This window comes from Pseudoalteromonas sp. CH_XMU1449-3, from assembly GCF_037027245.1.
GTDB lineage: Bacteria > Pseudomonadota > Gammaproteobacteria > Enterobacterales > Alteromonadaceae > Pseudoalteromonas > Pseudoalteromonas shioyasakiensis.
Window position 1 is genome coordinate 1 of the sequence record NZ_JAYMDY010000005.1, and the last position, 19268, is coordinate 19268.

A 19268-nucleotide genomic window follows, 5' to 3' on the forward strand; every position below is an offset into this window, starting at 1 on the left:
ATCTGTTAGGTACGCTGAGACTATTTAAACTGCCACCTAGAAGAGAAGATAGGCGATACCCAAGAGCGATAAAGCCTAAGCCATCAAAGTACCCACATAAAAAAAGAAATGCCAGTCAGCTTAACTGACTGGCATTGGGCTGAGTGGCCTCTTTATTGTTTTTATTATCTTTTGTTATGCCGACTCAATAGGCTCTAATTGTAACTTAGAGGCAATTAATACCGCTTGAGTACGGTTATACACACCTAGCTTTCTAAAAATTGCCGTAATGTGTGCTTTAACGGTTGCTTCAGAGATATGTAACTCGTAAGCAATCTGTTTGTTTAACAAGCCTTCGTGTAAGTATTGCAACACCTTGTATTGCTGCGGCGTCAGTGAAGCCACTTGCGCTGCAATTTCCTTGTCTTCGCCATCTACGGCAGCCACTTTATCTTTAAGCTCAAGTGGAAGCCAAACATCGCCTTCAAGAATGTGGTTAATTGCCAGCGCAATATCATCTGATGAAGATGATTTAGGAATAAATCCCATCGCACCATAACCCATTACTTTAGAAACTACATTGATGTCTTCGCTGCCAGAAACAACAGCTATTGGTAAGCTTGGATAGTCTTCGCGAATGCGAATAAGGCCGTATAAATCGCCATTGCCTGGCATGTGAAGGTCTAGTAGTAAGATATCAAGATCTTCTTGCTCGCTCAGCACCTGCAAGGTGGTATCAAAGTTTTCCGATTCAAACACTTCTAAATCAGCGAACTTAGCACTCAATGCCCCTTTCAGCGCTTCACGAAATAACGGATGATCGTCCGCTATTAAAAACTGACTCATGGTTCACTCCTAATAAATTCGGCTGACACCTATTTCTAAGTGACAGCCGATATACTACGTTTAGAATCAACTTCTAATCAAGTTTTTAACGCGATTTTAACGATTTAATCGGTTTTCGATTAGCTCATCAACAACGCTCGGATCGGCTAGTGTAGAAGTATCTCCAAGCTGTTGGTGCTCATTTGCCGCAATTTTACGTAAAATTCGACGCATGATCTTACCAGAACGAGTCTTCGGTAAACCTGGAGACCATTGGATCATATCTGGTGATGCAATTGGGCTTAACTCTTTACGAACCCAGTTACGTACCTCTTTTGTTAGTTCATCGCTCACTACAACCCCCTCATTTGGAGTGATGTAAACATAGATGCCCTGACCTTTAATATCATGCGGGTAACCCACTACAGCTGCTTCTGCAACTGCTTCGTGAGCAACCAATGCACTCTCGATTTCTGCAGTACCTAGGCGGTGACCTGATACGTTAAGTACGTCATCTACACGGCCTGTGATCCAGTAGTAACCATCTTCATCACGGCGACAACCATCACCTGTGAAGTACACGCCTGGGTATGCTGAGAAATAGGTTTGTTCAAAGCGTTCATGGTCGCCATAAACTGTACGTGCTTGTGATGGCCAGCTATCTAAAATAACAAGGTTACCGTCAACCGCGCCTTCTAGTGTATTACCCTCAGCATCAAATAGTGCTGGTGCAATACCAAAGAATGGACGTGTTGCTGAGCCAGGCTTCATATCTGTCGCACCTGGTAATGGTGTGATCATGATGCCGCCAGTCTCTGTTTGCCACCAGGTATCTACGATTGGGCAGTTTTCGTTACCAATATGCTCGTAATACCATGCCCACGCTTCTGGGTTAATTGGCTCACCTACAGAACCCATAACACGAAGACTTTTACGAGTTGAAGTCGCTGTTGGCTCATCGCCTTTCGCCATTAGGGCACGAATAGCAGTTGGTGCTGTGTAAAGAATAGTCACGTTGTGCTTATCAATTACTTCACCCATACGGCCCGCTGTTGGGTAAGTTGGTACACCTTCAAATACGACTTGCGTGCAGCCATTCACTAATGGGCCATAAGCAATGTAGCTGTGACCTGTGATCCAGCCAACATCGGCACTACACCAGAAAATATCGTCTTCTTTAAGATCAAACACATATTCATGTGTCATCGATGCATAAACAAGGTAACCACCGGTAGTATGAACCACACCTTTTGGTTGACCCGTTGAGCCTGAAGTATAAAGAATGAAAAGTGGATCTTCTGCATTCATTGGCTCTGGTTCGCACTCGGCTGGTAAGTCAGCGACAAGCTCATGCCACCAAACATCATGACTATTCCACTCAACTTCACCACCCGTTAGCTGATGAACAATAACGTGCTCAACAGTGGTTACTGAGTCTTGTGATACCGCTTCATCAACATTTGCTTTAAGTGGTACGCAGTTGCCAGCACGGCGACCTTCGTCTGAAGTAATTACCACTTTAGCGCCTGAGTCATTAATTCGGTCAGCAATCGCTGATGGAGAGAAACCACCAAATACTACAGAGTGAATAGCACCAATACGCGCACACGCTTGCATAGCGTAAATAGCCTGCGGTGTCATTGGCATGTAAATAGCGACACGGTCACCTTTTGATACACCTAATTTTTTAAGGCCGTTGGCCAGTTTAGCTACTTCGTCGTGAAGCTGTTGGTAGCTAATATTTTCGTTGTGTTCAGGGTTATCGCCTTCCCAAATAAGAGCTGTTTTATCGGCTTTAGTGGCAAGGTGGCGGTCAATACAGTTGTAAGAAGCGTTAAGTTGGCCGTCTTCATACCAGCGAATGCTGATGTGGCCTTTGTCGAATGAGGTGTTCTTTACTTTGTTATAAGGAGTTGACCAATCAAGGCGTTTACCGTGCTCTCGCCAAAATCCTTCAGGGTCATCAATAGATTGCTTGTACAGTGTATTATATTTATCGTTATCAACTAGTGCTGCATTCTTGATATGCGCTGGTACTGGATAGATACTTTCTGACATTGTTGTCGTCTCCATTTTAATTACTTGCCTACGGCCTGCTTCAAGGATCACTCAGCAAAGCCCCTGAAAGTATTAGACCTTAGTTGTATATCTTGTCATTTAACAAAAAACTTTAAAATTGCCTTCTATAATCTAGTCCAATGTTAGGTTGGATGCGATTTAACTACCCATTCCACCTTAGTCTAATAGACCAATAGATAATTGAGAGAAGTCATTTCTTAAACAACAGTGATACAACAACATTAATGCAATCAACAAGTAGCTTCGACAGGAATACACATTATGACAACAACAAAAGTAACCGCATTAAAGACACTCACAGCTTCAGCTGTTTTATGTGCACTTGCAGGTACCGCTAACGCCGCAACCATTGGTAACACAGACGTTTCTTATGGTGGCTATGTAAAACTTGATGCTATGTGGAGTGATTACTCTGCAGGCGTACCAGCTGGCGGCAGCATTGGCCGTGACTTCTACGTACCAGGTACAACACCTGTAGGCGCAGACAGCGATAGCGATGCAGTATTTGACATGCATGCACGCCAATCTCGCTTTAACCTAGGTACAGCAACAAAATTAGACGATGGTAAAACCATCAAAACTAAAATTGAAATAGACTTTATTGCTTCAGCGCCAGGCGGTAACGAACGTGTTAGTAACTCTTACGCGCCTCGTATTCGTCAAGCATTTGTGACTTATGATGGTTGGTTATTTGGTCAAGCTTGGTCAAACTTTCAAAACGTAGGTGCATTACCTGAAACACTCGACTTCGTTGGTCCTGCAGAAGGTACTGTGTTCGTACGTCAAGCACAGGCACGTTACACTACCGGTAATTGGTCATTCTCTATCGAAAACCCAGAGAGCACAGTTACAGTTGGCGGCGCACGTGTAGCTACTGATGATGCATCAATGCCTGACTTTACAGCACGTTACGCACATAAAGCTGACTGGGGTGAATTAGTATTTACCGGTCTTGCTCGTCAGTTAACTTATAAACAAAATGGCATTGATGCAGATACATCATCGTTCGGTATCAGTGCATCTGGTAAAGTAAATTTTGGCCAAAATAACCTTAAATTTATGCTAACTCAAGGCACAGGTTTAGGCCGTTATGTTGGTTTAAACGTAGCAAATGGTGCGGTGCTTGACGGTGATGATTTAGATGCAATTGATTCAACATCAGGTTTCATTGCCTATCAACAACACTGGAACAGCCAATGGCGCTCAACTTTCCTTTATTCATTCTTCTCAGCAGATAACAACACAGATTTACTTGCTGTGACTGGCGCCCCTACAGAAATGAGCCAAAGCTATAGTGCCAACCTTTTATATTCGCCTGTTAAAAAGCTTACATTTGGTGTTGAGTTTAAACATGCTGAGCGTGAGCTAGAAAGCGGTGTTGACGGCGATATGGACCGTCTGCAGTTCTCTGCAAAATACGTATTTTAAGATTTAAACTTATTTTACTTCCTGAAGCGGCTTCGGCCGCTTTTTTTATATCTTCTTTTTATATTTCTGTGCCCTTTAAACTTTTTTGCAAACAATTATTCACTAAAACAGAAAACCCTAATTGCAAATTATTTTCATTTAGATTAAATTACGCATTAATTTCACTATTCATTGAACTAATTGGAACTTTGCATGTCATCAACAAAATTTTTGCGCTTATCTCAATTAAGCCTTGTGACCTCAGCACTTTTAAGTGGCCACGCTTTTGCAGAACAACAAAAAGAAGAACAAGCAATTGAAAAAATTGCCGTGTATGGCCAGCATCATAAAAACTACATCACTGAAGAAGCACAGTCAGCAACCAAATTAGGGCTAACAATTAAAGAAACGCCACAGTCAATCTCTGTTGTATCACGTGCGCTAATGGATGACTTCTCACTCGATAATTTAAACGCTGTACTTGAAAGCACACCGGGTGTGACTGTTGAGCAAATAGAAACTGACCGTACTTATTTTAAAGCTCGTGGTTTTGAGATCACCAACTTCCAAGTTAATGGCATGGGTATGCCGCAAGACAACGGTTCAATCCAAGGTACTCTTGATACTTCTATTTTCGATAGTGTTGAAATTGTACGTGGTGCCAATGGTTTAATGACAGGTGCTGGTAACCCATCAGCAACAGTCAACATGGTTCTAAAGCGCCCTACTTATCAAACGCAAGTAAATGCGTCTGTATCGTATGGTTCTTGGGATAACAAGCGTTTAGAGCTTGACGCTTCAACTGCTATCAACGAAAACCACGCTGTACGTGCTGTATTTACCAAGCACAAAACTGAGTCATACCTTGACCGTTACGAGCAAGATAAAACAATTTATTACCTAGCCTACGAAGGCCAGCTAACTGATAGCACAGTAGTAACTGCAAACTATGTAAATCAAAAGAAAGATGCTGATAGCCCACTGTGGGGTGCCTTACCGCTTTATTACAGCGATGGTTCAGCAACAAACTTTGACGCTTCAACTAGCACAGCGTCTGATTGGTCATACTGGAATAACACAACTGAGCAGCTGTTCTTATCAATTGAGCAAGCAATCACCAATACTTGGTTCTTAAAAGCAAGCTACGCGCACTTAGAAAATGAGCAAGATTCTGAGCTTTTCTATGTTTACGGCACACCAGACAGAGAAACAGGTCTTGGCCTAACTGGTTATGCCAGTGAATATGACCACAAAGATAAGCACGACATTTTAGATATCTACGCAACAGGTAAATTTGATTTATTTGGTATGGAACATGATCTGTCGTTTGGTGTAAACCAAGCAGATATGGATAACAAAGATAAATCATTGTATGACTACACTACAGGCAATGGTTTCCCTGCAATGCCTGAGCTAGGTGGTTGGGACGGTGTTGCGCCAGTACCAACACTTACTGATGGTTTAACAGGTGCTGATATCACTAGCCGTCAACGCTCTGCATATATTTCAACACGTATTCGTGCAACTGACGCATTCAGCATTTTAGCAGGTGTGAGCCAAGTAAATTGGGAAACTGAAGGTGCCTCTTACGGCGTTGCAAAAGACAAAGATAGCGACCAAACGGTGCCTTACTTCGGTGCTGTATATGATATCAACGAAAGCTTCTCAACTTATGCAAGTTACACAGAAACCTTCGTACCGCAAACAGAGCGTGACATCAATGGCGATTACTTAGATCCAATCACAGGTAAAAGCAGCGAAATTGGTGTGAAAGCTCAGCTACTTGATGACGACTTATTTGTAACAGTTGCTTACTTTGACGCTAAACAAGTTGGCCTTGCTGTTGCTATCCCTGACTCATTACCTGATGACACTCGCTACTATGGCGCAGATGGTATTAACAGCGACGGTATTGAAGTAGAACTTAGTGGTCAAATCAACGAAACACTAAGTGCAAGCTTCAGCTACAGTAATCTAAACATTGATGGTGATGAGTTAGTAAAAGACTACACACCTGAAAACCAATTCAAACTTGCTGTAACTCATAAAGTGCCTGAGATTGATGGTTTAACCTTTGGCCTAAACTATCGTTGGCAAGACGACACAAAGCGCGTACAAGTGCGTGATGCGGCTACGAATGCTGCACTTATCACCACAACGCAAGATGCGTACGGCCTATTAAACCTAATGGCAACGTACGATATTAACGACAATATGAGCGTTAACTTGAACGTTAATAACGTGACCAACGAAAAGTACATCCATAGTCTTTTCTGGGCTCAAGGTTATTACGGCGCACCGCGTAACTACTCAGTGTCTTTCAACTGGCAGCTGTAAGCTTTGAGCTAGAAGCTGTAAGCTGTAAGCTGTAAGCTGTAAGCTGTAAGCTGTAAGCTGTAAGCTGTAAGCTGTAAGCTGTAAGCTGTAAGCTGTAAGCTGTAAGTTTTAAGCTTTAAGCACATGAAAAGCCGCATTATATGCGGCTTTTTCATGTAATAGTTGCAAGAGTAAAGTTTACCTTTTCTAACTTTACTCTCGCTAACTTTACTCTTTTTAACTTTACTTTTTCTAACTTTACTCTCGCTAACTTTACCCTTTCTAACTTTCCCCTTTCTAACTTTCCCCTTTCTAACTTTACTCTTTCTAACTTTACTCTTTCTAACTTTACTCTTTCTAACTTTACTCTTTCTAACTTTGCCCTTGCTAACTTTTCCCTTTCTAACTTTCACCCATAAAAAAACCGCTAACTATGTAGCGGTCTTTTTTGTGTTAAGTGCGGGTCAAATCACGCTTAACTGTACCCTTTTGCGGTGTTTATAGCTCGTCTTCAGCTAATAGGCCTGCATCTTCACCATCTTCTGGTTGTTCTGTTGCCTGAAGTAATAGCATCTCACGTAACTTACCTTCGATCTCATCTGCGATCTCTGGGTTGTCTTTTAAGAACTTAATTGAGTTTGCTTTACCTTGACCAACTTTGCTGCCATTGTAGCTGTACCAAGCACCTGATTTTTCAACAATCTTATGCTTAACACCTAGGTCAATTAACTCGCCTTGTTTAGAAATACCTTCGCCATACATGATGATGAACTCAGCTTGTTTAAACGGCGGAGCAACCTTGTTCTTAACAACTTTAACGCGAGTTTCGTTACCAACAACCTCGTCGCCTTCTTTCACAGAACCAATACGACGAATATCGATACGTACTGAAGAGTAGAATTTAAGTGCGTTACCACCTGTTGTTGTTTCAGGGTTACCAAACATAACACCAATTTTCATACGGATTTGGTTGATAAAAATACATAGTGTGTTTGAACGCTTGATGTTACCTGTAAGCTTACGTAATGCCTGTGACATTAAGCGAGCTTGTAGACCCATGTGTGAGTCACCCATGTCACCTTCGATTTCAGCTTTAGGTGTTAAAGCTGCTACCGAGTCAACAATCACAACATCAACAGCACTTGAACGAACTAACATGTCACAGATTTCTAATGCTTGCTCACCAGTATCTGGTTGAGAAACAAGTAAGTCATCAATGTTTACTCCCAATTTTTGTGCGTATACAGGATCTAGAGCGTGCTCAGCATCTACGAATGCACACGTTTTACCTTGCTTTTGAGCTTCAGCGATAACTTGTAAAGTAAGCGTTGTTTTACCTGATGATTCAGGACCATACACTTCAACAATACGACCCGTAGGTAAACCACCAATACCTAATGCGATATCGATACCTAGTGAACCTGTTGAGATTGCTTCAATATCTAGGGCTTTATTGTCGCCCAGTTTCATAATTGAGCCTTTACCAAATTGACGCTCAATTTGTGATAAAGCAGCGTCTAAGGCTTTTTGTTTGTTATCGTTCATTCTGTTCTCCAAATCCGGCTAATGCAGACAGTATACTGTATGAAATCACAGTATCAAGCTAATTTTCAGATTTTATCAATTCAATTATATTTTTTAATGAGTAAACAATAGCTTGCAGTCTAACTTCAGCTCGATCGCCAGAGAAAACTTGCTGACTTGGGTAGTTTTGACCAGCAAAATGAATGCAAAACCATACTAATCCCACAGGTTTATCCAGTGTTCCACCACCGGGGCCTGCTATCCCCGAAATAGCTATTGCGATATCTGCGTTTGCAGCTTTTGCCGCCCCCGATGCCATTTCAACAACGGTTTGCTCACTCACCGCACCAAAGCTGTTTAAGGTTTGCTCGCTAACGCCAATGAGCTCATGTTTTGCTTGGTTACTATAAGTGACAAACGCTCGGTCAATATAATTAGAGCTGCCTGGGGTATCGGTTAGTGCATAACTCACTCCACCGCCAGTGCATGATTCTGCGGTAGTGATCCATAAGCGTTTATCCGTTAAAATAGCTCCTAATTTCGCAGCAAGTGTTTTAATCTCTTGATGTAATTCCATATTCAGCCTTTGGGTAAATACATGTCGTTTGATCTTTATGCACCGCACACTATAAAACAACAAACCCCTATGATGCAGCAGTATCTAAAAATAAAAGCCGAGCATCGGGATATTTTATTGTTTTATCGTATGGGCGACTTTTACGAACTTTTCTTTGATGATGCCAAGCGTGCAGCGCAACTTCTTGATATTTCTCAAACCCATCGAGGTAAAGCCGGTGGCGACCCCATTCCAATGGCGGGCGTACCCTATCACGCAGTCGAAAACTACTTAGCTCGCCTTGTACAAATGGGTGAGTCAGTAGCTATTTGTGAACAAGTTGGTGACCCAGCAACTAGCAAAGGCCCTGTTGAGCGTAAAGTTGTACGTATTGTTACACCGGGCACAATTTCTGACGAAGCATTATTACAAGAACGCCAAGACAACCTGCTAACCAGTGTATGGCAAAACAAACAAGGCCTATATGGTATTGCTTATTTAGATATTAACTCTGGCCGGTTCAATGTGTTAGAAGTTAATACCGACGAAGCATTTAGCTCAACATTACAGCGTTTAGCCCCTGCTGAGCTACTTTACAGTGAAACATTTGCAAATGTGCACTTAATTGAACATATCAAAGGCGCGCGTCGTCGCCCGGAATGGGAATTTGATCTAGATACTGCGCAGCATTTACTTTGCGACCAATTTGGCACCAAAGATTTAGTTGGTTTTGGAGTAGACAAAGCACACGCAGCTTTAGTCGCTGCAGGCTGCTTAATGCAATACGTAAAAGACACTCAGCGTATGGCCCTGCCGCATATCCGTGCAATCACCCTTGAACAAAACGAACACGCGGTGATCTTAGATGCAGCAACTCGTAAAAACCTTGAACTAACGGTTAATTTATCGGGTGGTTACGAAAACACTCTTGCGCAAGTACTTGATAAAACAGCCACAGCTATGGGGTCACGCTTATTAAAACGCCGTATTCATACACCGGTGCGCAGTAAAACAGAGCTCAACTCTCGACTAAACGCTATTAGCGCAATTATCGATGCGCAATTATGTGGTGAGCTACAAGAGTCATTAAAGCAAATTGGCGATATTGAACGTGTTATTGCACGCCTAGCGCTTTGCACTGCTAGGCCGCGAGATTTAACGCGCCTGCGTAGCGCGCTGCAAGCTCTCGCGCCACTTCACGAACTATTACTAGATGCTAACGATCCGCGTATTAGTCAAATTATTGCTAAGTCGCAACAGTTACCTGAACTACAAGATTTACTAGAGCGTGCTGTAATCGAAACCCCACCGGTGCTTATTCGTGATGGGGGTGTGATTGCACCAGGTTACAACAGCGAACTTGATGAATGGCGTGCCCTAAGCCAAGGTGCTACCGATATTCTTGAAAAGCTTGAAGAACGTGAGCGTGAACGCACTGGCATTAGCACCTTAAAAATTGGCTATAACAAGGTGCATGGCTTTTTTATTGAGGTAAGCCGTGCGAACTCGCATTTAGTTCCTGCCGATTATATTCGCCGTCAAACGCTAAAAAATAATGAGCGTTATATTATTCCTGAGCTTAAAGAGCACGAAGATAAAGTACTTGGTAGCCAGTCAAAAGCGCTAGCGCTTGAAAAACAGCTTTACGAGCAACTCTTTGAGTTTATTGCTCCGCACATTGAGCAGCTACAAACAATGGCAGCTGTTCTAGCAGATTTAGATGTACTGAACAATTTAGCCGAACGTGCGCAAGCGCTTAATTATGCTAAGCCAACTCTGTGCGATAACGATAACATCAGTATTAAGCAAGGTCGCCACCCGGTAGTAGAGCAGGTAATGAAAGACCCGTTTATAGCTAACCCTGTGGAGCTTAATAACGACCGTAAAATGCTGATTATCACAGGTCCAAATATGGGTGGTAAATCGACCTATATGCGCCAAACTGCACTTATTGTTCTAATGGCTCACATTGGTTGTTACGTTCCTGCTGATAGTGCAGAGATTGGTAATATTGACCGTATCTTTACGCGTATTGGCGCAAGTGATGACCTAGCATCAGGACGCTCAACCTTCATGGTTGAAATGACCGAAACAGCAACAATTTTAAATAACGCCACAGCGCAATCACTAGTACTGATGGATGAAATTGGTCGCGGTACTTCGACTTATGATGGCTTATCGCTTGCCTATGCAACGGCTGATTATTTAGCATCAAAAATTGCCGCTAAAACCTTATTTGCAACTCACTATTTTGAGTTAACCGAACTGGCCGAACAAAAAACGGGATTGGTTAATGTGCACCTAGATGCCATTGAACACAACGACACCATTGCCTTTATGCATACCGTGCTTGAAGGCGCAGCAAGCAAGAGCTTTGGTTTACAAGTTGCTGCCTTGGCTGGTGTACCAAAAGCGGTGATCCAACAAGCAAAACAAAAGCTTAAAATGCTTGAGAACCATCAACCTGTTACTGCTCCTATTGAGCAGCAACAGCAAACGTTAAGTTTTGATGATGAGCCTTCTGAGCTTGAATTAACCTTAAAACAGCTTGATCCAGACAGCTTAACGCCAAGACAAGCACACCAACTACTGTATCAATTAAAAGATTTACTGTAGTGAAATAAAAGAGGCATAAAAAAAGCTGACGTAGTGTCAGCTTTTTTGTGTGTTCTAGACCCGAAGGCCTATGTATTGTTGTCAAATCAGGTGAATTGGTCGAATAGGCTATCTGTACTTAACCCTTCGTGTTGCAAAATGTCTTTTAAGCGACGTAATGCTTCCACTTGTATTTGTCTTACACGTTCACGTGTTAAGCCAATTTCACGACCAACATCTTCAAGGGTTGATGGCTCATAGCCTAGTAAACCAAAACGACGAGCAAGTACTTCACGCTGTTTCGGGTTTAACTCTCCAAGCCAATCAACAATGTGCTTGTTAATGTCATTACTCTGTACTTCGCCCTCTGGACCATAGTCTTTCTCATCGGCGATAATATCTAATAACGCTTTGTCATTTTCACCGCCGATAGGTGTATCCACCGAGGTGATTTTTTCGTTTAAACGCAGCATCTTAGTAACATCTTCAACCGGCTTGTCTAAGCACTCTGCAATTTCTTCTGCGGTTGGTTCATGGTCAAGTTTCTGCGTTAATTCACGGGCTGTTCTTAAATAAACATTCAGCTCTTTAACCACGTGAATAGGTAAACGAATCGTACGTGTTTGGTTCATGATGGCACGTTCAATGGTTTGACGTATCCACCAAGTTGCATAAGTTGAAAAACGAAAACCACGTTCTGGGTCAAATTTCTCAACGGCTCTGATAAGGCCTAAATTACCTTCTTCAATAAGGTCTAGTAGCGCAAGGCCACGGTTGTTATAGCGGCGGGCAATTTTCACCACTAAACGTAAATTACTTTCAATCATTCGCTTGCGAGAGGCTTCACAGCCTTTCAGTGCTTTTCGAGCAAAATAAACTTCTTCTTCTGCGCTTAGCAGCGGAGAAAAACCAATCTCACCAAGATACAGCTGTGTAGCATCTAAATTCTTGGCAACTTCTTCTTTTGCAAAAATTTCATCTTCGTTGTCGACTTCTTCAAGTAATTCAGAAGATTGTTCTTCGACTACCGTGTCATCAAATTTATCGTCAATCGCGTCAGTTTTTTTCTCAAGTTTTGCTGTGTGACCCATAAGCGTCCTCCCGAGCAAATATGTGATTGAGCTAAATCACTTTATCAATACCCTAAATGGCTAAGGTAGATACTTAGCAGGATTGACTGCTTGACCTCGATAACGAATTTCAAATCTCAAAGCCGTAACCGAAGAGTCTGAACTGCCCATTTCTGCTATTTTCTGCCCTGCCTTTACTTCCTGTTTTTCCTTTACAAGCAACTTTGAATTGTGCGCGTAAGCGCTTAGGTAATCATCATTGTGTTTCAATATGATTAAATTACCGTAACCCCTCAATGCGTTGCCCGCGTATACCACAGTTCCATGTGCAGCAGCTAAAACAGAAGCCCCTTGTTTATTAGTGATTTGTAATCCTTTAAAGCCGTTCTCTTTATTAGAGAAGCGTTTTGTGACTTTACCTTTTGCAGGCCAGCCCCATACAACTTTGGCATTAGAATTACGCTTTTTCTCACTAATTATTTTGTTGGCTTGTTTCTGAACATACTCTCGTTGTTTTGGCTGATCAAGCCCTTTCTTTAATTTTTTGTTATTTTTTTGTATAGAAACGGTAGACTTTTTACTCGAATTCGTATATTTTTTCGTCTTTTTTGATTTTTGTGCCGATTTTGTGAGCGAAATACTCTGTCCGGGGAAGATGGTATAAGGTGCTGGAATATCGTTTATTTTTGCAAGCGTTCGAAAATCTTGCTGAGCGCTAAAAGCAATTGAATACAAAGTATCGCCCTTTTTGACTAAATATTTTGAGCCAGAGATATTTACTTTGCGTGTGGCGGGTTTAACTTTATTATCTAAACTACTAACCGGTGCCGGTGCTTCGCGAGAAGTACAACCAAAGAGCAAAATACTAAGAAACAAAGTAACATAGACTGTTAACTGCCTGCTCATCGTAAAATGCTCCTTATCGTACTAGTTTAATGGTTTTACGGGTTATCGTAGTAAAAAGTACGCAACCACAACTAAAACAACTAATCCCCAGCCAAGCGCTTCAACATATTGACGTAATTTTTGCTCCATTTTAACGCCGCCCCACTTCATTAAAGCCGACACTAAGAAGAAACGCGCGCCACGACCTATTGCCGAGGCAATTAAAAATGGCAAGAATGCCATTTGCATCAAACCTGCACCTATGGTGAAAACCTTATAAGGTATAGGAGAGAAGCCCGCTAAAAACACCACCCATACACCATAGTTTTCAAACCAACTTAGCGCTGTGTCAAATTTGGCTTGCCAACCCATTTGCGCAATTAGCGGTTCAACTACTGGTTCGAATAACCAAAAGCCAAGTAAGTAACCTAAAATACCGCCAATCACTGAAGCAATAGTCGTAAAGCTGGCAAAGCGCCATGCTTTATCTGGCTGAGCAAGCGACATAGGTGCTAGCATGACATCCGGTGGCACCGGAAAAAAAACAGATTCAGCAAAACTCATCCCTGCTAAATAACGCTCCGCATGGCGATGTTTGGCCCATATCAGCGCCATATCATATAACTTAGTAAACAACTTCAAAGTTTAACGTCCTATTCAATATCACCAGGTACCAAAGGTACAAATCGTACTGGTGCAACTTTATGTTCTGTAAAAGTGTCGCCATTTCTAACGACCATCATTAATTGCTGATCTTGCTCACCAATAGGTGCAATCATAACGCCCCCATCAGCAAGTTGTGCCAGAAGTCCTTGTGGCATAGTGGCCGCAGCGGCAGTAACAATAATCCCCTCAAATGGAGCTTGCGACTGCCAACCTTGCCAGCCGTCACCGTGTTTCATGGTGACATTATATAAATCAAGCTTGTGCAAACGGCGTTTTGCTTGCCATTGCAATGCTTTTATACGCTCTACCGAGCATACTTTAGTGAAGGTTTTTGCCAGTATTGCCGTTTGGTAGCCAGAGCCTGTGCCAATTTCGAGCACTTTATCACGTACGCCCGCTAAGCGAAGCAGCTCAGTCATGCGTGCGACAATATATGGCTGCGAAATCGTTTGCCCTTGACCGATTGGCAGTGCAGTATTTTGATAAGCTTTGTGTTGCAAAACATCATCGATAAAAATGTGTCTGGGTGTTGAGGCTATCGCTTCAAGCACAGTACTATCTTCTACACCCTCGCGTTTTAATAGTTCAGCTAATGCCAGTGCACTGCGATTATAATTAGTCAGCACTATTAATCTCCATATTTGCTAACCAGCTATCGACGGCTTGTAAGCTCTCTTTCGCCGTCATATCAACACTAAGCGGGGTCACTGATGCATAACCATTATTAATGGCATAAAAATCAGTGCCTTCACCTGCATCACTTTCAGCACCAAGGGTACCATACCAATAAATGTCACGGCCCCATGGGTCTTGTTGTTTCGTCATGGTTTCAGCTTTATGACGCGAACCTAAACGGGTTACCTTAACTCCTTTAAGCTCTGTAAGCGGAATATCTGGCACGTTTAAGTTGATGATTTGATCTTTCGGTAATGGGTGCGATGCCAACTCTTTGATAATACTCACCGCAACCGCAGCTGCAGTTTCAAAGTGATTTCCTTCTTTAGAGCATAACGACACAGCAATCGCCGGCAGTCCTAAGTGGCGCCCTTCAGTGGCCGCTGCTACTGTACCTGAATACAAGGTATCATCACCTAGGTTGGCGCCGTGGTTTATTCCTGCAACCACTAGATCTGGCTGCTGCTCGACTAATTCATTAACTCCCAAATGCACACAGTCAGTCGGCGTGCCATTAATCGAAATAAAGCCATTATCAAGGGTGGTTGCACGCAATGGGTTCATGAGCGTTAATGAATTACTTGCGCCACTACAATTACGATCTGGCGCTACTAAGGTCACATCTGCTATTTGCGTCAATGCATGATACAAAACCGCAATCCCTTTAGCATGTACGCCATCATCATTGCTCAATAAGATTTTCATTTACGCATCCTTTTGTTTTTGTTCTCTGGGGCTTGTATCTTGATAGTCCACCAGCTCACGCAGCAGGGCGGTAGCAAAACAGCCTTTTGGTAAACCAAAACTTAACTTTAAAGTAGTTTCATCAATCGTTTCAACAGCTAATGAATCAGGAATAAGTCGTAACATTCTACGCTCATTCTTAAGGCCAAGTTCGCTAAGGCCATCTATCCAAGACTGATAAGGTTCGAGCCACACTTTTTCGGTTTCGGTCAGGCCTTTTTCGCCTTTACCCACCATAGGTGCCGACATCACAATATCGCCAGACGCTAAGCGCGCAATATTGTCATCACTAATATTGTCTTCAAAAAATGCATTACTGCCGCTGAGCATAAACACTTCGCGGTGCATTGTTTTCGCAAGGCCATGCTCGGCAACTCGCATACTCACGATCTCATTAAATACATAAGAGCGCGCAGCTGAAATAACTAAGCCACGCAATTTTTTATCGCGGATACGCTCACCAGCAAACATGCGCTTTGCCATTTCAAGGTTGTGACCACCATGGCCAAAGCGCTGCTCACCAAAGTAATTAGGCACACCAGCACGCACCGCGTTGATACGGCACAAAATATCCAGCGGCTCAGTGACATTACGTAATGTAATGGTAAAGCGATTGCCTTTATGACAACCGGTTCTGAGCTTACGGTTATGGCGCTGTTGCGATATTACAAAAAACTGCTCGTTATTCAGTTCGCTAAATTCTATGTGCTTTTTAATGGGAACTGGCACGCTAAACCATTGGGTACACACGCCATGGCGGTCTTTTAAGCCTGCATAACTCACATCACGTGGAGATACCCCTGCTTTTTCGGCAATGCGTTTCGCAATAAACTGAGTATTTTCGCCTTTTTTTACAACCTGCAAGCAAACATGTTCACCAGAACCGGTAAACTCAATACCTAAGTCTTCATCAACCATGAAGTCTTCAGCATGGGTTTTAAAGTCAGCCTTAGAAAGAGGTTTACCGTATAGGTAGTTTAACTCACTCATGCGCTTTGTTTGCTCATAATCACGACTGCGTGGCTTGAGATACCTTCTTTGCGGCCTTCAAACCCTAGCTTTTCTGTAGTTGTTGCTTTCACATTGACTTGTGAAATATCAGCTTCAAGGTCTTGGCATAAGTTTTCACGCATTGCTTGAATATGTGGCAACATTTTTGGTGCTTGTGCCACAATCGTGACATCGGCATTGCCAAGTACATAACCTTGCTCTTTAGCAAGCCCAACCACGTGGCGTAGTAAAATTCGGCTATCAATATTTTCGTATTCGCTCGCGGTGTCTGGAAAATGCTTACCAATATCACCCATTGCTAATGCACCTAATATGGCATCACACAATGCATGAATAGCAACATCACCATCTGAATGTGCTAAAAAGCCTTGTGGGTAATCTATTTTTTCACCACAAATTACCAGCGGGCCTTCGCCGCCAAATTTGTGTACATCAAAGCCATGGCCAATTCGAATCATGAGGTACTCTCGTTTTGTTGTTTTTGCAGTAAAAATGCTGCTAAATCTAAATCTTCTGGGGTGGTGATTTTAATATTGTCACTGCGACCAGCAACCAGCTTAACAGGCTGCTTAGCCCATTCAATTGCCGATGCTTCATCAGTGATAGTCACACCAGTTTTAAGGGCACTTGATAGCGCATTTGTCAGCGCTTGATAAGGGAAAAACTGAGGGGTGAGTGCCTGCCATAAATCATCACGTGGCACCGTTTGCTCACTGTGGGTATGGCCGCGCTTAATGGTGTCTTTTACTTTTGACGCTAAAATACCGCCTTCATTAGCAGCGATGCATTCTGTCATTAAACGCTGAATATCTGCCAGACACACTAACGGCCTTGCTGCATCGTGAACGAGCACCCAATCAGGTGGGTTATTAGCAAGTGATAGTAAGGCGTTTAGTACTGAATCAGCGCGTTCTTTACCACCACTCACGCGCTCAATACGCTTATCTATGTGTGGTAAATCAGCAAAGTAGCCGTCATCATCGCTGATTGCTACTTTAATGGTGTTTAACTCGTTAAGTTCTGCAAGTTTACTTAGGGTATGTTCTAAAATAGTTTTACCCGCAAGTTCAATATACTGCTTTGGCGCCGAATGCTGCATTCGACTCCCTACTCCCGCAGCGGGAACAATGGCGGTAATAGTTTGCTTAGTGTTCATTTTGTTGTTGACCTGGTAATACGCGAATAAAGGTTTCGCCAGGTTTTATCATTCCTAATTCATTACGCGCCCGCTCTTCAATGCCCTCTTGACCGAGTTTTAAGTCTTCAATATCGGCTTTGAGCACTTTGTTGCGCTTTAATAATTTCGTATTGGTGTCTTGATGGGAGATAACCGCTTGTTTTAAACGAGTGTAATCTTGCACCCCATTATGGCCAAACCATAAGCGGTACTGAATAAATAAAGCCAAACACAACAAGGCGAATTGAAAAACCCGCATTGAACACTCCTTCGCGGTTAAATTAAGTCAAAGGGCGTTTTAAATTACGCCAATTTATATTGCTTGCTAGCAGCATTTCTCTTAATGACAAACGCTTAGGTGTGATGCGTTTATTAAATTGCCATTGATGACCGCAACACGCTGCTGCCATCACCGCTTTCGCAGGCTTAAGCAATTGAATATGCGTGTTTTCAAGCGATTCACCGGAAGTATCAAACCAACCAAGCTCGTTGCAATGTACCTTATTGTCGCTTACTTGATCTAAGCTGTCTATGCGCACCCTTGTACATTGCTCGTCATTAATTAACACGGGAACAATTAACCCGCGCTTAGCATATTGACTATAAAAGTCTTTTGAGTCTTTTTTGTTATAAACAGGCGGCGTTGTTTTTTGTTTTTCAAGCCAACTGCCATTTTGTGAGTCAAGCTGTAATGGCGCATCACCACTGACAATACGCATGGCTAAACGCTCAATATAGTATGGCAGGCTTGCTAATAAGCGTCTAAGCCTTGCTGCATCAGGTTCATCAACTAAACGCGGGATCTCACGAGCATAAAATGCATTACATAACTGCGCATACAAAGCTCGCTCGGCATCAGTTTGCCAAATTTCGGCTTGTTGCGAGTGTTCGCTCTGTGAAGTTGGTTTAGACAATGCGCGCTCTTATAAAACAATTGCTTGACTGTTTTATAGCATAGAGCGTTTATTGAGCGCTACTTTACTGCGCCTTTTTTACCCAATTTTGCGTTACCAGTTTCTAAAAACTGCACCACTGCATCACGCTTTTTACCTAATAACAAACTACCATCAGCTAAAAACATAAAGTTTTGCCAACAACGTTTAAAAACGGCAAAGCTGGTTTCAATAATATTGTCGCGAGCCATGCAAAAATAAACAGTGGTGTTTGCTTCCCACGCTAAGTGGTTAAGGATTTCTTCTGGTAACTGCTCGTCGCCAGCTTCCCATGCACTTTCCCAGTTAATGGTCTCTGAAAAGCTGTCGTCTTTGCCGCACCAATCTGTTTTATCAAAAAAGTCAGGGTGATCATGCTCTCGGCTCACCATGGTAGTCCATAAAACCGCAGCGCGTTCAGCACTCATTGGTTTTATTTGCGCTGCGTCTTCGCTGCTTATCGGCATATCTTTATGACGAAAAACCCAGGCTTTTTTGTATTCATCTAACGAAATATAATTCATAGTTTAGGCAGTTTGTTTCAGCGTAAAATGTGCAAACTGCAATTATACCCAAATGACTCCAAGATGCGAGATAAACACATGACAATCAAACCCGGTATTTACCAACATTACAAAGGTCCAAAATACAAAGTTGAATATGTTGCTACTCATAGCGAAACGAATGAGCCACTGGTAATTTATCAAGCGCTATATGGCGAATTTGGGATGTGGGCACGCCCGCTTAGTATGTTTACAGAAACCGTCACTGTGGAGGGTAAAACGATACCGCGTTTTGCATACCTTTCAGACGCCGACTAACTGTGG

Annotated in this window: 19 protein-coding genes; 4 read left to right on the forward strand and 15 right to left on the reverse strand. The window is 42.6% G+C overall.

What is annotated here, in order from left to right; all coding sequences use genetic code 11:
• Window positions 1–174 precede the first annotated feature (174 nt).
• Both WA256_RS07720 and acs read right to left on the reverse strand, forming a co-directional pair.
• The gene (locus WA256_RS07720; protein ID WP_054551155.1) at window positions 175–825 is read right to left on the reverse strand and encodes a response regulator transcription factor; all 651 of its coding nucleotides are present in this window, start codon (window positions 823–825) and stop codon (window positions 175–177) included.
• Window positions 826–921: 96 nt separating this feature from the next.
• Entirely contained in the window at window positions 922–2862 is a 1941-nt protein-coding gene (gene acs / locus WA256_RS07725; RefSeq protein WP_054551154.1) for an acetate--CoA ligase, read from the reverse strand.
• A gap of 282 nt (window positions 2863–3144) precedes the next feature.
• Between acs and WA256_RS07730 the strand changes: the two genes are divergently transcribed.
• Both WA256_RS07730 and WA256_RS07735 read left to right on the forward strand, forming a co-directional pair.
• Window positions 3145–4311: a DcaP family trimeric outer membrane transporter gene (locus WA256_RS07730; protein ID WP_335990314.1), complete on the forward strand. Its 1167-nt coding sequence runs from the start codon at window positions 3145–3147 to the stop codon at window positions 4309–4311.
• A 192-nt stretch (window positions 4312–4503) separates the two neighbouring features.
• Window positions 4504–6627, forward strand: coding sequence for a TonB-dependent siderophore receptor (locus WA256_RS07735; protein WP_335990317.1), 2124 nt, complete (start codon window positions 4504–4506; stop codon window positions 6625–6627).
• A 477-nt stretch (window positions 6628–7104) separates the two neighbouring features.
• Here the strand turns inward: WA256_RS07735 and recA are convergent, their stop codons facing one another.
• Window positions 7105–8151 carry a recombinase RecA gene (recA, locus tag WA256_RS07740; RefSeq protein ID WP_054560894.1) on the reverse strand — a complete coding sequence of 349 codons (1047 nt, stop codon included), beginning with the start codon at window positions 8149–8151 and terminating at the stop codon, window positions 7105–7107.
• 58 nt (window positions 8152–8209) lie between these two features.
• Window positions 8210–8707: a nicotinamide-nucleotide amidohydrolase family protein gene (locus tag WA256_RS07745; RefSeq protein WP_054560895.1), complete on the reverse strand. Its 498-nt coding sequence runs from the start codon at window positions 8705–8707 to the stop codon at window positions 8210–8212.
• A gap of 21 nt (window positions 8708–8728) precedes the next feature.
• Here WA256_RS07745 and mutS point away from each other — a divergent pair, with 21 nt between their 5' ends.
• Window positions 8729–11302: a DNA mismatch repair protein MutS gene (gene mutS, locus WA256_RS07750; RefSeq protein WP_335990319.1), complete on the forward strand. Its 2574-nt coding sequence runs from the start codon at window positions 8729–8731 to the stop codon at window positions 11300–11302.
• An 86-nt stretch (window positions 11303–11388) separates the two neighbouring features.
• Here the strand turns inward: mutS and rpoS are convergent, their stop codons facing one another.
• Genes rpoS through WA256_RS07805 form a run of 11 tightly spaced genes read right to left on the reverse strand, consistent with a single transcriptional unit; the run spans window position 11389 to window position 18965 of the window.
• Entirely contained in the window at window positions 11389–12372 is a 984-nt protein-coding gene (rpoS, locus tag WA256_RS07755) for an RNA polymerase sigma factor RpoS (RefSeq protein ID WP_335990320.1), read from the reverse strand.
• 60 nt (window positions 12373–12432) lie between these two features.
• On the reverse strand, window positions 12433–13257 hold the full coding sequence (locus WA256_RS07760; protein WP_287201630.1) for a peptidoglycan DD-metalloendopeptidase family protein: 825 nt from the start codon (window positions 13255–13257) through the stop codon (window positions 12433–12435).
• A gap of 42 nt (window positions 13258–13299) precedes the next feature.
• Window positions 13300–13878, reverse strand: coding sequence for a YqaA family protein (locus WA256_RS07765; protein WP_335990322.1), 579 nt, complete (start codon window positions 13876–13878; stop codon window positions 13300–13302).
• 11 nt (window positions 13879–13889) lie between these two features.
• Window positions 13890–14528, reverse strand: coding sequence for a protein-L-isoaspartate(D-aspartate) O-methyltransferase (locus WA256_RS07770; protein ID WP_054551144.1), 639 nt, complete (start codon window positions 14526–14528; stop codon window positions 13890–13892).
• Window positions 14518–15282 carry a 5'/3'-nucleotidase SurE gene (gene surE, locus WA256_RS07775; protein WP_054560899.1) on the reverse strand — a complete coding sequence of 255 codons (765 nt, stop codon included), beginning with the start codon at window positions 15280–15282 and terminating at the stop codon, window positions 14518–14520. The genes WA256_RS07770 and surE overlap by 11 nt, the downstream gene beginning before the upstream one ends.
• A complete protein-coding gene (truD, locus tag WA256_RS07780; protein ID WP_062564836.1) occupies window positions 15283–16311 on the reverse strand; it encodes a tRNA pseudouridine(13) synthase TruD in 1029 nt (342 codons plus the stop codon).
• Complete coding sequence (ispF, locus tag WA256_RS07785) at window positions 16308–16790, reverse strand: 2-C-methyl-D-erythritol 2,4-cyclodiphosphate synthase (RefSeq protein ID WP_055198208.1); 483 nt, start codon at window positions 16788–16790, stop codon at window positions 16308–16310. Before ispF ends, truD begins: the two co-directional genes overlap by 4 nt.
• Window positions 16787–17488, reverse strand: coding sequence for a 2-C-methyl-D-erythritol 4-phosphate cytidylyltransferase (ispD, locus tag WA256_RS07790; protein WP_335990326.1), 702 nt, complete (start codon window positions 17486–17488; stop codon window positions 16787–16789). Before ispD ends, ispF begins: the two co-directional genes overlap by 4 nt.
• Complete coding sequence (gene ftsB / locus WA256_RS07795; RefSeq protein ID WP_335990328.1) at window positions 17478–17768, reverse strand: cell division protein FtsB; 291 nt, start codon at window positions 17766–17768, stop codon at window positions 17478–17480. The genes ispD and ftsB overlap by 11 nt, the downstream gene beginning before the upstream one ends.
• A gap of 22 nt (window positions 17769–17790) precedes the next feature.
• On the reverse strand, window positions 17791–18423 hold the full coding sequence (locus tag WA256_RS07800) for a hypothetical protein (protein ID WP_335990330.1): 633 nt from the start codon (window positions 18421–18423) through the stop codon (window positions 17791–17793).
• Window positions 18424–18482: 59 nt separating this feature from the next.
• Complete coding sequence (locus WA256_RS07805; protein ID WP_058585776.1) at window positions 18483–18965, reverse strand: DUF2947 domain-containing protein; 483 nt, start codon at window positions 18963–18965, stop codon at window positions 18483–18485.
• Between the two features lie 63 nt (window positions 18966–19028).
• Here WA256_RS07805 and WA256_RS07810 point away from each other — a divergent pair, with 63 nt between their 5' ends.
• The gene (locus WA256_RS07810) at window positions 19029–19262 is read left to right on the forward strand and encodes a DUF1653 domain-containing protein (protein ID WP_371319660.1); all 234 of its coding nucleotides are present in this window, start codon (window positions 19029–19031) and stop codon (window positions 19260–19262) included.
• Window positions 19263–19268 lie beyond the last annotated feature (6 nt).

Excerpts from the sequence above, each read along its gene's own strand:
- WA256_RS07720 (WP_054551155.1), bottom strand. The coding sequence starts at position 825 with ATGAGTCAGTTTTTAATAGCGGACGATCATCCGTTATTTCGTGAAGCG.
- acs (WP_054551154.1), bottom strand. The coding sequence starts at position 2,862 with ATGTCAGAAAGTATCTATCCAGTACCAGCGCATATCAAGAATGCAGCA.
- WA256_RS07730 (WP_335990314.1), top strand. The coding sequence starts at position 3,145 with ATGACAACAACAAAAGTAACCGCATTAAAGACACTCACAGCTTCAGCT.
- WA256_RS07735 (WP_335990317.1), top strand. The coding sequence starts at position 4,504 with ATGTCATCAACAAAATTTTTGCGCTTATCTCAATTAAGCCTTGTGACC.
- recA (WP_054560894.1), bottom strand. The coding sequence starts at position 8,151 with ATGAACGATAACAAACAAAAAGCCTTAGACGCTGCTTTATCACAAATT.
- WA256_RS07745 (WP_054560895.1), bottom strand. The coding sequence starts at position 8,707 with ATGGAATTACATCAAGAGATTAAAACACTTGCTGCGAAATTAGGAGCT.
- mutS (WP_335990319.1), top strand. The coding sequence starts at position 8,729 with ATGTCGTTTGATCTTTATGCACCGCACACTATAAAACAACAAACCCCT.
- rpoS (WP_335990320.1), bottom strand. The coding sequence starts at position 12,372 with ATGGGTCACACAGCAAAACTTGAGAAAAAAACTGACGCGATTGACGAT.
- WA256_RS07760 (WP_287201630.1), bottom strand. The coding sequence starts at position 13,257 with ATGAGCAGGCAGTTAACAGTCTATGTTACTTTGTTTCTTAGTATTTTG.
- surE (WP_054560899.1), bottom strand. The coding sequence starts at position 15,282 with ATGAAAATCTTATTGAGCAATGATGATGGCGTACATGCTAAAGGGATT.
- truD (WP_062564836.1), bottom strand. The coding sequence starts at position 16,311 with ATGAGTGAGTTAAACTACCTATACGGTAAACCTCTTTCTAAGGCTGAC.
- ispF (WP_055198208.1), bottom strand. The coding sequence starts at position 16,790 with ATGATTCGAATTGGCCATGGCTTTGATGTACACAAATTTGGCGGCGAA.
- ispD (WP_335990326.1), bottom strand. The coding sequence starts at position 17,488 with ATGAACACTAAGCAAACTATTACCGCCATTGTTCCCGCTGCGGGAGTA.
- ftsB (WP_335990328.1), bottom strand. The coding sequence starts at position 17,768 with ATGCGGGTTTTTCAATTCGCCTTGTTGTGTTTGGCTTTATTTATTCAG.
- WA256_RS07805 (WP_058585776.1), bottom strand. The coding sequence starts at position 18,965 with ATGAATTATATTTCGTTAGATGAATACAAAAAAGCCTGGGTTTTTCGT.
- WA256_RS07810 (WP_371319660.1), top strand. The coding sequence starts at position 19,029 with ATGCGAGATAAACACATGACAATCAAACCCGGTATTTACCAACATTAC.